The sequence below is a fragment of the Candidatus Koribacter versatilis Ellin345 genome (assembly GCF_000014005.1).
Taxonomy (GTDB): domain Bacteria; phylum Acidobacteriota; class Terriglobia; order Terriglobales; family Acidobacteriaceae; genus Korobacter; species Korobacter versatilis_A.
In genome coordinates this window covers 3,360,714-3,374,854 of the sequence record NC_008009.1, presented here as the reverse complement: position 1 = coordinate 3,374,854, position 14,141 = coordinate 3,360,714, and the positions used below count along the sequence as shown (strand labels likewise).

The 14,141-nt window shown below is 57.9% G+C and carries 8 protein-coding genes; 3 read left to right on the top strand and 5 right to left on the bottom strand.

Annotation, left to right across the window (positions count from 1 at the left end):
* Nucleotides 1-7 precede the first annotated feature (7 nt).
* From egtB to ACID345_RS14615, 3 genes are all read left to right on the top strand, one after another.
* Complete coding sequence (gene egtB, locus ACID345_RS14625) at nt 8-1,279, top strand: ergothioneine biosynthesis protein EgtB (RefSeq protein WP_011523638.1); 1,272 nt, start codon at nt 8-10, stop codon at nt 1,277-1,279.
* A complete protein-coding gene (gene egtD, locus ACID345_RS14620; protein ID WP_011523637.1) occupies nt 1,269-2,225 on the top strand; it encodes an L-histidine N(alpha)-methyltransferase in 957 nt (318 codons plus the stop codon). Before egtB ends, egtD begins: the two co-directional genes overlap by 11 nt.
* A 64-nt stretch (nt 2,226-2,289) precedes the next feature.
* On the top strand, nt 2,290-2,793 hold the full coding sequence (locus ACID345_RS14615) for a hypothetical protein (protein WP_011523636.1): 504 nt from the start codon (nt 2,290-2,292) through the stop codon (nt 2,791-2,793).
* 343 nt (nt 2,794-3,136) lie between these two features.
* Here ACID345_RS14615 and ACID345_RS14610 read toward each other — a convergent pair whose 3' ends face one another.
* The 5 genes from ACID345_RS14610 to ACID345_RS14590 form a co-directional block, all read right to left on the bottom strand.
* Nucleotides 3,137-4,483 (bottom strand): nucleotide sugar dehydrogenase, encoded by a 1,347-nt coding sequence (locus ACID345_RS14610; RefSeq protein ID WP_011523635.1) that lies wholly within the window; start codon nt 4,481-4,483, stop codon nt 3,137-3,139.
* Between the two features lie 179 nt (nt 4,484-4,662).
* On the bottom strand, nt 4,663-6,243 hold the full coding sequence (locus ACID345_RS14605) for an efflux transporter outer membrane subunit (protein WP_228370651.1): 1,581 nt from the start codon (nt 6,241-6,243) through the stop codon (nt 4,663-4,665).
* Nucleotides 6,240-9,338 (bottom strand): multidrug efflux RND transporter permease subunit, encoded by a 3,099-nt coding sequence (locus tag ACID345_RS14600; RefSeq protein WP_011523633.1) that lies wholly within the window; start codon nt 9,336-9,338, stop codon nt 6,240-6,242. The genes ACID345_RS14605 and ACID345_RS14600 overlap by 4 nt, the downstream gene beginning before the upstream one ends.
* 3 nt (nt 9,339-9,341) lie before the next feature.
* The gene (locus tag ACID345_RS14595; RefSeq protein WP_011523632.1) at nt 9,342-12,620 is read right to left on the bottom strand and encodes an efflux RND transporter permease subunit; all 3,279 of its coding nucleotides are present in this window, start codon (nt 12,618-12,620) and stop codon (nt 9,342-9,344) included.
* Nucleotides 12,617-13,918 (bottom strand): efflux RND transporter periplasmic adaptor subunit, encoded by a 1,302-nt coding sequence (locus ACID345_RS14590; protein ID WP_011523631.1) that lies wholly within the window; start codon nt 13,916-13,918, stop codon nt 12,617-12,619. The genes ACID345_RS14595 and ACID345_RS14590 overlap by 4 nt, the downstream gene beginning before the upstream one ends.
* Between the last annotated feature and the right edge of the window lie 223 nt (nt 13,919-14,141).

Sequence of the window (14,141 nt, the reverse complement as noted above, 5' to 3'; positions counted from 1 at the left end):
GCAGGCTATGAGCGAACGAATGTCGGCGATCCAGACAGGGCCAGACAGCAAGGCCCTGGCAAAACAGTTCTCGTCCGTGCGCTCTTTCAGCGAGCGACTGGTCGCCCATCTCGCGCCAGAGGACCTGATGGTCCAGTCCATGCCGGACGCAAGCCCGGCAAAGTGGCACCTCGCCCACACCACGTGGTTTTTCGAGACTTTCCTGCTTGCTGAGTTCCAGCCCAGCTACAAAGCCTACGACCCGGCTTTTCGGGCGGTCTTTAATTCCTATTACAAAGGCGTCGGAAAGCATCCGGTGCGCGGGATGCGCGGCACATTTTCGCGTCCCACGCTCGATCGCGTGCTCGCGTATCGGGTCCACGTGAACGCCGCAATGGAGCGGCTGATCGATTCGGATCTGCCGGAGAGCGCGAGAACTCTAATCGTCCTCGGCCTCAATCACGAACAGCAGCACCAGGAACTGATCGTCACCGACATCAAGCACGCCTTCTGGACCCAGCCCTTGCAGCCCGCGTTCGTTGAATCGTCAGACGAAGAAAGTCGTTCTGCTCCTCCGCTCACCTGGTCGGCATTCGACGGTGGGGAAGTCGAGATCGGGCATACCGGCTCCGGCTTCTCCTTCGACAACGAAGAGCCTCGGCATCGCGTTCTTTTGCAGCCATACAAGTTGGCGAATCGGCTGGTCACCAATCGCGAGTACTTAGCATTTATGCAGGATGGTGGTTACCACCGGCCTGAGTTGTGGCTCTCCGATGGTTGGGACACCGTCAATGCGCAGGGATGGGAAGCGCCGTTTTACTGGGATCGCGACGGACAGCAGTGGCGTGTCTTCACCGCCGCTGGAACGAAGCCGGTAAATCTCGATGAGCCGGTTTGCCACGTCAGCTTCTACGAGGCCGATGCTTACGCACACTGGGCCAATGCGCGGCTGCCGCTCGAAGCCGAGTGGGAACACGCTGCGGCATCTCAGCCGATACGCGGCAACTTCGCTGAGTCCGGACGATTTCATCCAACCGTTGCGCCATCCGCGGATGCGCCACAGTTCTACGGCGACGTTTGGGAGTGGACCGCCAGCCCATATGTTGGCTATCCGGGATTTCAGCCGGCAGCGGGCCTGGTCGGCGAGTACAACGGCAAGTTCATGTGCAATCAGTTCGTGTTGCGTGGAGGCTCGTGCGCCACGCCGCAGTCTCACATTCGGGCCAGCTATCGCAATTTCTTCCCGCCACAGGCTCGGTGGCAATTCATGGGAATCAGGTTAGCGGCCAATGCACGTTAGACTCCAGGAGCCCAAGCTCTCGCCGATTGCCGACGACGTTATGAGCGGCCTCACGCGTAATCCAAAGACGCTTTCGCCAAAACTGTTTTACGACGCGCGCGGCTCCGAGCTTTTCGATCAGATAACCGAACTGCAGGAGTACTATCCCACCGCAACCGAACGGAAGATTTTCCGCGACAACGCCGCCGACATCGTCGCGCAGGCTGCAGCGTGCACCGCGGCGGTCGAACTCGGCGCCGGCAGCGCCTCGAAGACCGTACTCTTGCTCGACGCGCTGATGAAGGCCGGTGAGCCGATCACCTACTACCCGGTGGACGTCTCTGCCTCCGCACTCGATGCATGCGGCGTGCGCATGCAACAGTTGCTGCCGAAATTGCAGGTCGTTCCCAAGGTTCTCGACTTCACCCAGGGCATGCCGCAGTTCCGGCGGATCGCAGGGCGCAAGCTCTTCCTGTTCATCGGATCGAGCATCGGCAACTTTGAGCCGCTCGAAGCCGGCTTGTTCCTCAAGCAGGTTCGTTCTTCCATGAACCAGGGCGACGCTCTCCTGCTCGGCACCGACATGCGCAAATCCCCCGACGTTCTCATTCCTGCTTACGACGACTCCGAAGGCGTTACCGCTGAGTTCAACAAGAACGTGCTGGTGCGACTCAATCGCGAGCTCAACGCCGACTTCGATGTGGATCAGTTCGCTCATCGCATTGTGTGGAACGACGAATTGTCTCGCATCGAGATGCATCTCGAAAGCTTGCGCCGTCAAAGTGTGTCGCTGGGCGCGCTCGATCTCGATATTGAGTTTCGCAAGGGTGAAACCATCCACACCGAGAACAGCTACAAGTTCACGATGCCGATGGTCCACGCGATCGCTGAAAACGGCGGCTTGTCCGTAGAACGCACGTGGAGTGATACCAAAGAGTGGTTCACCGTCCACCTTCTGCGCGCATAATTCAGCGACTTTCCGAAACTTTTCCTGCTCCCAGGGTTCTAATCAAAGTGAGCAGGAGCTTCGTATGGCGACATTCATAACAGTTTCCCCGGTTGCCAAACCAAAATCGAGCAACGATCTTCGTTCGCAGATGGAAGATTTGCTGATCGACTTCTACAGCGTGGTAGGCGTAGCACCGCGCAGGGCATATCCGGTAAACGCCGCTGATCTTCTCGCGGACGACTTCCAGGGCCGCTTCTTTATCCAGTCCTCATCGGAACTGATGGTCTTCAGCAAGGCGCAGATGCTGGCGTCAAAAGTCGGTCGTGGTGAGATCAATCGCCCGGTATCGCGCCTGGTGAGCCTGTCTGCCAAGCTCTGCGAGGACGGCATCGCCAGCGTCGTGTACGCAGTCGCCTATCGTTTCGGCCAGACCGCTCAGGTGCGCCGCGGCTCGTTCAAAGCATCGCTGCAAGGCGAGAACTGGGTCCTGCACTCCATCGACGAAGATGTGCGCCTGGTGATCCTCCCGGAAGTAAAGCGCACTCAGTCTGTGGCGGCAGACCGCCCACGCCTCTGGATTCTCTAGGACTTTGCAAAGAAAATGGCCAGCCCATTCGAGGCTGGCCATTCGTGTTTTCAGTCGTATTTCCGACCTATGTACTCAGAAGTAAACAAAATCTTTCAATTTCCCTATACCACCTTTGCGGCAAACCTCGCGATTTAGAAAAATCCTCGCGCTCGGGACGCCATTCGTCGCGGTTCTGGGAAAAAAACGCGGGGGCCGGACCGTTACCACGAAAAGGGTACGATCCTGTAACCCACCAATAAACATGCGGTTAGAAGCCTATGTTAACGAGTATCTAACTTCGGGTTTTACCGTAAGTTCTCCCGTTTTCTTCCTAGTTTCTCCGGATTGCAATTCCACGAAATTAGCAGCGAACGATCTTTTCCGACGTGATCCCCTTTGTCGCGTTGCGCGAATCCACCACCAGCTTCGACTCTTTCACGATGCGCTGGTAGTCGTAATCCGAGTGGTCGGTCACGATCAGCACCGCGTCGTACTGTCCAAGATTTTCCAGCGGTGTGTTCGTCATGTTCAGGTCGTAATGGCGCCCGTGTCCGACCTTCGCGAAGAACGGATCGTTGTAGAAAACTTCGGCCCCGCCCTTGCGCAGCAGCTCGATGATCGTCAACGAGGGTGACTCGCGCAGGTCGTCAATGTCCTTCTTGTACGCAAGTCCAAGCACGAGGACCTTCGAACCGTTCAGCGACTTCTTGTGCTGGTTCAGCGCCTCGACGGTCTTATCAATCACGTAATACGGCATTGCAATGTTGACTTCGCCGGCGAGTTCGATGAACTTGGTGCGGAAGTCGAACTGCTTCGCTTTCCACGAGAGATAGAACGGATCGATCGGAATGCAGTGACCGCCCAAACCTGGCCCCGGATAGAACGCCTGGAAGCCGAAGGGCTTGGTCTTCGCTGCGTCGATGACCTCGAAAATATCAATGTCCATGCGGTGGCAGAGCTGCTTCAACTCGTTGACCAGCGCGATGTTCACGCAGCGATAGATGTTTTCCAGCAGCTTGGTCATTTCCGCTGCCGCTGGCGATGAGACCGGTACCGTGCGGTTGAAAATCGTGCCATACACGGCTGCCGCGATTTCAGACGCAAGCTTGCCAACGCCGCCGACAACCTTGGGAATGTCACGACGCGCCACGGTGTCGTTGCCCGGATCTTCGCGCTCCGGAGAGAAGGCAACAAAGAAGTCGCCTTCGTCCTCGGCGCGCGCAACCTTCAATCCCTTGGCGTTGCCCTTTTCGAGCAGTGGCACCACAACCTCTTCGGTCGTGCCGGGATAGGTCGTGCTCTCCAGGATGACGATCTGCCCTTCGCGCAGGCGAGGTGCGATCGCATCCACGGTTTGCGTGATGTAGCTGAGGTCCGGCTCGTGGAACTCGTTGAGCGGCGTCGGCACACAGATGATCACCGCGTCCATCTCGGAGATCTTGCCGTAATCGGCGGTGGCAGAGAATCCGCTCTTCTGGGCGCCCTGGATTTCGGTGCCCGGAATCCGCACGATATACGACCCGCCGGCGTTCAGTGCCTCGACCTTCCGGTTATCAATGTCGAACCCGGTTACGCGAAACTTCTCTTCGCTAAACAACAGGGCAAGCGGCAATCCAACGTATCCCATGCCGACAATGCCGATGCGGGCTTCCCGAGCTTCGATTTTGCGTTTCAATTCCGTGGCTAACGTGCCGAGCTGCGACTTCATGTCAACGTCTCTCACTTAGAAAAGTTTTGTTCGAGTTTGTCCTAAATCCACGAATTACAACAGTTTACCGGCGGGCTGTTAAAGCACTGTTGCAAGGAAGCGGCAGAGCGCCCAAGCTGGTTTTTCGCGACGGACCGTGTGAAGCATTCTACCCGAACTTTGACGGGTTTTCCGATGATTTAGCGTGTCGGGGGCGTCTGGTTTTGCCCAGATTGGCTGGGTGGTGCCGGGTTGGTTTGCACCGGACCGAGCGATTGCACGTCCTTCTTCGACGGTAGCAGAGAAGTGTCCCAACCTCCGCCGAGCGCCTCAATCAGCTGCGCACTGGCGTTCATCTGCTGCAGCTTGAGTTGCACCAGGCCCTGCTGATTGGAGAACAGCGTCGTCTGCGCCGTGAGCACGTTCAGGTACGGATCGATGCCCAGCTTGTAGCGATCGATCGCCAGGTTCAGGTTCTTCTGCGCGAAGTCCACTGCCGCCGCTTGCTGCTGCACTTCCTGCGAGAGAATCCGCAGCGCTGCGAGATTGTCTTCCACCTGCTGAAAAGCGGTGAGCACGGTTTGACGATAGTTGGCGACCGACTGATCGTATTGCGCCTGGGCCTGGACAACTGTGGCCTTGCGCAGGCCGCCTTCAAAAATTGTCTGCGCCAACTGCGGACCAACAGACCAATAGTGGCTCGGCCAGGTGAACCAATCGGCGATTGACGTATTGCGGAAGCCAAATGTGCCGCTGAGGGTGACGTTCGGGTAATACGCTGCGACTGCCACCCCGATCAACGCATTCGACTGCTCCATGCTGCGTTCCGCGGAGGCAATGTCAGGCCGCCGCTCGAGCAGGTTCGAGGGAACTCCGATGGGAATTGACGGAGGCTCAGAACTCAGCGGCAGATGTGCCAGGGAAAACTGTGAAGCTGGTTTGCCGATCAGCATCGCGATGGCATGTTCATACTGCGCGCGCAGGATGCCAACGTTCGTGTCTTGCGCCTGAGCGGTGGCTAACTGCGTCTCGGCTTGCAGCACTGATTCCTGCGAGTCGATACCCGTCTCGTACAGCGCTTGCGTCAAGTCGACAGATTCCTGATACGCCTTGACCGTTGCGTCGAGCAGATCTTTCAAGGCATCTTGCGAACGCAACTGGAAGTAGTTGTTGGCGACTTCGACCTGGAGGGAGAGGCGGATGTTCTCTAAATCCGCTGCGCTCATCTGTGCCGCGGAAGCTTGCGCGCGAACCTGGTTACGAACTTTGCCCCAAATATCCGGGACCCAGGCTGCGTTGGCGGGGAAATCGAAATCCGTGCCGGTACCGCCGGTCACCTTACCGTTGCTATCAACCGAAAGCTGACGGGTTGCGGTGATGCTCGGCGAGACGCCGATTGTAGGGAAGTACGCTGCTCGCGCTTGTTTTACCAGTGCACGTGCTCCGAGAAAGCTTGCCTCCGCAGCCTTGACGCTTTGGTTCGAGACGTTGACTTCTTCTTCGAGCTTATTCAAGTCGGCGTCGTTATAAATTTCCCACCACTTGCCCTTGAGCATCGCGTCGTTGGGGCTGGCGGGTTGCCACGTCGGAGCAGGTGCACCCGGAGCCGGCTGTGCGCTTTGCGCTGATGGTGTGGCTTCTTTGTAAGACGGCGGAGCGTCCACGGCCGGCTTGTGATACTTCGGTCCCACTACGCACGCCGACAGGCAGGCCATGGCCAGCAGCGGCAGCGTAGTTGCAATCTTTCGAAACTTGAAATTCATTCCGTTCCTAACGTTCATGATTCGCTCTCGCGCGGCGTAACCGTGCTGCCTTGGCGTATGCGAATTACCCATAGGCGAAAGCGTTCCATGTAGAGATAAACGACCGGAGTGGTGTAGAGCGTCAGCATTTGGCTGAAGATGAGTCCGCCAACGATCGTGATGCCCAGCGGTCGACGTAATTCGGATCCAGCGCCTGTTCCCAGGGCCAACGGCATCGCGCCGAGCATGGCGGCCATGGTGGTCATAAGGATTGGGCGGAAGCGCAACATACAGGCGCGGAAGATGGCATCCCTGGAATTCATACCCTCTTCGCGTTCGGCGGCGAGCGCAAAGTCAATCATCAGGATGGCGTTCTTCTTCACGATGCCAATCAGCAGGATCATTCCTATAATGCCGATGACGTCGAGCGAAGCCTTAAAGATCATCAGCGCCAACACCGCACCTACGCCCGCCGATGGAATGGTAGACAGAATGGTGACGGGGTGGATCAGGCTCTCGTAAAGGATGCCCAGCACAATGAATACCGCTAACACGGCGGTAATGATCAAAATCGGCTCTGACGAGAGAGAATCCTGAAACGCCTGGAGCGTTCCTGAGAACATGCCGTGAATCGTCGGCGGCATTCCGAGGCTTTGCTCCAACTGCAGCAGGCGTCCGGACGCATCGCTGAGAGCTACGCCCGGCGCCAGGTTGAAGGAAATGGTCACCGAAGGGTACTGCCCCTGGTGGTTCACCTGGAGAGCTGCGGTGTTGTACGCAAGATGCGCAATTGCGCTCAGCGGTACTGGCTTTCCGTTGGCAGGATGCACATAAACATTCTTAAGCGCTTCCGGCGTTTGCCAATAGGCGGGCGCTACTTCCATCACCACGTAATACTGGTTCAGCGATCGGTACATGGTCGAGACTGGCGCCTGACCGAACGATTGATAGAGTTCCTGATCGATCATTTGCGGGGTTATGCCGAGGCGCGACGCCGTCGGCCGGTCGTAGACCAGCATCGCTTGTAATCCCGAATTTTGCTGGTCGCTATTGATGTCCGCGAAGCCATGCAGGGATTTCATCTCCTTGGCGAGAATCGGTCCCCATTTCACGAGGTCGGCGACGTTGTCGGCCTGTAAGGTGTACTGATATTGCGCGTTGCTGCCGCGACCGCCAATGCGAAGGTCCTGTCCGGCCTGGACGAACGCGCTGGCACCGGGCAACGATAGCAACTTCGGCCGCAATCGGTTCACGATCTCGGTCGCGCTCAGCTTGCGTTCTTTTAATGGCTTCAGCCCGAGGAAGATGAATCCGCCGTTGGTGTTGCTTCCACCGGTAAACGCCATTACGTTATCAACCGCCGGATCAGATTTGATGCGATCCACGAACTCGAGCATGATCTTCGACATCGACTGGAACGAGATGTCCTGCGCGCCCTGCGCTCCACCGAAGATCGTTCCATTGTCCTGCTGCGGGAAGAAGCCCTTGGGCACAATGATCAGCAGGTAGATGTTCACGGCGACCGTGAGGATCAAAATTGCGAGCACGAATGCGGGAGCGTCCAGCACCCATCGCAAGCTGCGCTCGTAGATGCTCGCCATTCCTTTGAAAAGATTTTCGCTCCAGAGGTAGATCTTTCCATGCTTCTGCTCGTCGCGATGTTTGAGCAGCCGCGAGCACATCATTGGCGTGGCGGTGAGCGACACCACCATAGAAACGACAATTGCAGCGGAGAGCGTCACCGCAAACTCGCGGAAGAGCCGCCCCACGATGCCGCCCATCATCAGGATAGGAATGAACACGGCGACCAGCGAGATGCTGATCGACATGACCGTGAAGCCGATCTCGCTTGCGCCGCGCAGCGCCGCTTGCATCGGCGCCATGCCTTCTTCAATGTAGCGCGTGATGTTCTCGATCACCACGATGGCATCGTCCACTACGAAGCCGGTCGAAATCGTCAGCGCCATCAGCGAAAGATTGTCGATGCTGAATCCGCACAGGTACATGATTCCGAAGGTGCCGATAAGCGATACCGGTACAACCACACTCGGAATGAACGTCGCGCGCACATCTCGCAGGAAAACGAAGACGACAACAATGACGAGCATGATCGAAATGATCAGCGTCCGCTCGACGTCATGCACCGACTGCCGGATGGTGGTGGTTCGGTCGAGCACCACCTGCAGATTCATGCCGGTCGGAATCGAGGCTTGCAGTTCAGGGATCGTATCCTTGATCGCGTCCACGGTGGCAATGATGTTCGCGCCTGGTTGCCGGCGGACGATGAGCAAAATACCGGGTTTGCCGTTGACGTAGCCCGCTTGCCGGAGGTCCTGGACCGAATCCGTAACATCGGCGACGTCCGACAATGTAATCGCAGAACCATTGCGGTAGCCGACGACCAGTGGCTTGTACTGCATCGCCAGCAGCATCTGGTCATTGGCGAGAATGTCGGCGGTGGTTTCGCCATTGGAGAGCTGTCCTTTGGCGAGGTTCGCGTTTTGCGCGCGCAGCATGTTCGCAACTTGCGAGATGGCGATGCCATAGTGGTCCAACTGCGACGGATTCAATTCCACTCGCACCGAAGGTCGCGAGCTACCGCCGACGTCCACTTCCCCAACACCGCTGATTTGCGAGATGCGCTGTGCCAGGATGTTCGACGCCATGTCATACATCTGGCCGCGGGTGTACGTCTTCGACGTCATGGCGAGAATGACGATCGGCGCGTCACCGGGGTTCGACTTGTTGTAGGTCGGGTTCGATGGCAGGTTCGCGGGGAGGTAACTTCTCGCCGCGTTGATCGCGGCTTGTACGTCGCGCGCCGCACCGTTGATGTCGCGGTTCAAGTCGAATTGCAACGTGATCGTGGTCGATCCCAGGCTGCTCGAAGACGTCATCTCGGTGACACTGGCGATGTGCCCGAGTTGGCGCTCGAGCGGCGTCGCGACCGACGACGCCATGATCTCGGGGCTTGCTCCCGGCAGACCCGCGCGTACGTTGATCGTCGGGAAGTCCACTTGCGGCAACGGTGAGATCGGTAAAAAGCCGAAGGCCACCGCACCCGCCAACGCGATCGCGATGGTGATCAGCGTGGTGGCTACCGGACGATAAATGAACGGGCGGGAGATATTCATCAGCTAATCTCCCGGCGACGGCGCGAATTCGCCGGTTGGACCGCGGTCCGAGACTCGGCGGCCGAGCATTCGCTGTCCAAGACGATCGAAGTAAATGTAGATGACGGGCGTGGTGTAGAGAGTGAGCACCTGGCTCAGCAAGAGACCGCCGACCATCGAAATGCCAAGTGGTCGGCGCAATTCGGAGCCGATGCCGCTGCCAAGCGCCAGTGGCAATCCGCCGAGCAAGGCCGCCATGGTCGTCATCATGATTGGGCGGAAACGCAGGAGAGCTGCCTGGTAAATCGCTTCTTCCGAGTTCTTGCCATGCTCGCGCTCGGCTTCCAGCGCGAAGTCCACCATCATGATTCCGTTTTTCTTCACGATGCCGATCAACAGGATGATGCCAATGAGCGCGACGACATCGAACTCCTGTCCGCAGATAAGCAGCGCCAGGAATGCGCCTACACCGGCGGAAGGCAGGGTGGAGAGAATCGTGATCGGGTGGATATAGCTCTCGTACAACACGCCCAGCACGATGTAAACGACGATCAGAGCCGCCAGGATCAGGATCGGTTCGTTGGCCAGCGATGACTGGAAGGAAGCCGCTGTGCCCTGGAATGCCGCCTGAACGCTGAGCGGCATGTTCAGGTCTTTTTGGGCCTGGTTGATTGCCTTGGTCGCGTCACCGAGCGAATAGCCCGGTGCGAGATTGAACGAGATCGTCACCACGGGGAACTGTCCCTGGTGGTTGATGGAGAGCGGCGCGTGCTGCTGCTCGAAGTGTGTAAACGCACTGAGCGGGACGGCATTGCCACCGGGCGTACCGGCGAATGTGCTCGGCGTACTCGATCCCGCGCTGCTGGTATTTCCGGCACCGCCACCAGCCTGGCTCGATGCCGTGCCGCTCACGATGAGGAGCCCATTGTTGTTCGTCTGGCTGCTACTACCGCTGCTGCTATTGCTGCTGGCTGCGCCGCTGCGCACGTAGATATCGTGCAGATTATTCGGATTTTTCTGGAACTCCGGCAAGGTTTCCAGCACCACGTGGTACTGGTTCAACTGCGTGTACAACGTAGTGACCAGTCGTTGGCCGAAGGCGTCATACAACGTCGAGTCGATCATCTGCGGAGAAATGCCAAGCCGCGATGCGGTCACGCGATCAATGACCAGGTTTGCCGCCATGCCTTCGGTTTGCTGGTCGGTTGCCACGTCGCGGATCTGCGGCAACTGCTTCATCTTGTCAACCAGTTGGGCCGTCCATTTGTTCAGATCGGTTTGGTCGGGCTCTTCCAGCGTGTATTGATACTGGGTGCGGCTCACGCGATCTTCCACCGTGAGGTCCTGCACCGGTTGCATGTAGAGCGTCACCCCCTGCACGTCCTGCAGCTTTGTTTGCAGTCTGCGAATAACTTCGGTCGCACGGATGTGACGTTCTTCCAGCGGCTTCAAATTGATCTGAATGCGCCCGCTGTTCATCGTCATATTGGTGCCGTCTACACCGATGAACGAAGAGAGGCTTTCAACCGCCGGATCGTCGAGAATCACCTTCGCCAGGTCTTGCTGGTGGCGTTGCATGGCATCGAACGAGGTGCTTTGCGCCGCTTCGGATATGCCCTGGATCACGCCAGTGTCTTGTATCGGGAAGAAGCCCTTGGGCACGATGATGAAAAGAACGACGGTGAAAATCAGCGTGAGCACAGCGACCAGCAGTGTCACGGTCTGGTGCTTCAGCACCCAGGTTAGCGTGCGGCCGTAAAACGCAATCGTCTTTTCGAATGCATTTTCGGACCAGCGATAGAAGTTGCTTCGCTTCGACTCCGGCGTGTGCTTCAACAAACGCGCCGACATCATCGGGGTCAGCGTTAATGACACCACCGCAGAAACGAGGATCGTGACGCTCAGCGTGATGGCGAACTCTCGGAAGAGTCGGCCTACGATGTCGCCCATGAAGAGCAGTGGGATGAGCACCGCGATCAGCGAAATTGTCAGCGAAACGATGGTGAAGCCGATTTGCTCAGCGCCCTTCAGCGCGGCCTGGAGCGGAGGATCGCCTTCTTCAATGAAGCGCGAGATGTTCTCGATCATCACGATGGCGTCGTCCACCACGAAGCCAGTGGAGATCGTCAGCGCCATGAGCGTGAGGTTGTTCAGACTGTACCCACATAGGTACATGATGCCGAACGTGCCGATCAATGAAAGTGGCACCGCGACGCTGGGGATGATCGTTGCCGAGACGCTGCGCAGGAACAGGAAGATCACCATCACGACGAGCCCGACGGTGAGCATCAGTTCGAATTCAACGTCCTTTACCGAAGCGCGAATTGTTGTGGTGCGGTCGGTGACCACCGAAACGTCCACGGATGCCGGGAGGTTCGTCTTCAATTGCGGCAGCAGACGGGTAATGCGGTCCACCACCTGGATGATGTTCGCCCCAGGCTGCCGCTGAATGTTCATGATCACCGCGGGAGTCGTGTTGATCCACGCAGCTTGTTTTTCGTTTTCGGCGCCGTCGACGACGTTCGCGACGTCCTTCATGAAGACTGGCGAATTATTGCGATAGGCGACAACGATGTTTTTGAAATCGGCGCTGCTCAGCAGTTGATCATTGGCCTGGATCTGGAAATTCTGGTGTGGGCCGTCGAACGATCCCTTCGCCTGGTCGAGGCTCGTGTTCTGGATCGCAGTGCGCACATCTTCGAGGTTCAATCCGTACGACGAAAGTTGGGTTGGGTTGACCTGGATGCGCACCGCCGGCTTTTGTCCGCCGCTGATCGAGACCAATCCAACACCGGGAAGTTGCGCAATCTTCTGCGCCAGTCGCGTGTCAGCAAGGTCTTCGACTTGCGTCAGCGGAACCGTCTTTGAGGTCAGCGCAAGAGTAAGGATGGGAGCGTCGGCTGGGTTGGTTTTGCTGTAAATCGGCGGCGTCGGCAAATCGGTAGGCAAGTACGACTGCGCCGCATTGATGCCCGCCTGCACTTCCTGCTCGGCCACATCAATGTTCAGGTTCAGTTCGAACTGCAACACGATGACCGATGCGCCCGACGAGCTCGTCGACGTCATCTGCTGCAATCCGGGTACTTCGCCAAACTGGCGTTCCAAGGGCGCCGTCACGGCCGAAGCGGTCACGTCCGGACTCGCGCCCGGATAGAACGTGATGACCTGGATCGTTGGGTAATCCACCTGCGGCAGTGCCGACACTGGGAGCTGGAAGTACGCCACCATGCCGGCGAGCAGGATCGCGGCCATCAGCAACGATGTCGCGACCGGCCGCAGAATAAATGGCCGTGAAGGACTCATTTCGCCGGCTTTCCGCCGTTTTGGCCATCCGGCGCACCTTGGCGTCCGTTCTTGCCGGAGCCGGGGTTCGGATTGTTGCCTTGACCTCCGGATCCACCCTGCTGCCCGGTGGCGACTTTGCTTCCGTCTTGCAACTTGTCAAAGCCCGCCGTCACTACGGATTCACCCGGCTGTACGCCCGTGACGGATGTATTCGTCCCGTCCGTCGCAGCCGTCTTGATCTGCCGGACCTTCGCCACGGTATCGCTGCCCACCACATACACAAACGGACCTTGCGAGCTCTGTTGGATGGATTGGTTCGGGATCAGCGTGGTGCTGTGGAGCGTATTGATCAGCAGCTTTGCGTTTACAAATTGGTTCGGGAAAAGCGAGCCGTCTTTGTTCGCGAATTCCGCGCGCAGTTTGAGCGTACCGGTCGTCAAATCGATCTGGTTATCGAGACTGGCAAGCGTGCCGTGCGCGATCTCTGTTTCCTGCGTGCGGTCGAGCGCATCCACAGCCAGTTTGTTGCCGTTCTTCGTCTGCGCCTGGATCTGCGGTAGGTAGTCTTCCGCCACGCTGAAGATCACGGTGATCGGCGTCAGTTGAGTGACAACCACAAGTGCAGTCGTGCTGTTGGCCTGCACGATGTTGCCGGTATCCACCAGTCGCAAGCCCACGCGGCCATCAATCGGCGACACAATGTGGCAGTACGACAGGTTTACCTGCGCCGCCTGCACCAGTCCTTCGTCGACCTTCACCGCGCCTTCGTACTGCCGAACCAGCTGTTCCTGATCGGAGACCGTCTGTTGCGCGATGGCATTGCGGGCCAACGCCGCCTGGTAGCGCTTTACGTTGATCTGCGCGCCTTCTAAAAGCGCTTTGTCACGCGCCAACTGACCTTCGGCTTGCGTCAACACTGCCTGGTATGGAAGAGGGTCAATGTCAATCAGCGGCTCGCCCTTGCGGACCATTTGACCTTCGCGATAGTGCACGGCCATGATCTGTCCCTGCACCCGGCTCGTAACTGTGATCGTCTGCACGGGAGTGACGGTGCCTAACGCCTCCACGAACACGCCCATGTCGCCTTGTTGCGCCTGCGCGACAGTTGCCGGCACCGGACGGTCACCCGCGCCGCCACGGCCACCGCGGCCTTGCGTAGTTGGCTGCGCGGAACCTCTCTCATGGAAGTAATACGCCAACAAAGCGACCACTAACAAAATTCCGACAAAAATCAGCCAGCGTCCGCGATGGGAGTGTTCTGGAGGTGCGGCTTGTGCGCTGGTAGAAGTTTCAGGTGTGACTAGACGTTCAGGCATTTGTAGGGATTCTCAAGCGGATGATTTTCATTGCCGTAGTCGAACTTGGGGCTCCGGATCCAACCCACTCCGCCTCGGAGCGTCGAACCCTAAAAAGGGAAGAGTCACACAGGTCCCGTAAACTCTACATTCTAGTGACTTAGATTGGGTGCTGACTAGGCGGATAGGGTGGAAATTGGCAAAGAATTGTATGCCGACATCACCACCAACGTCTCAGCCTGAA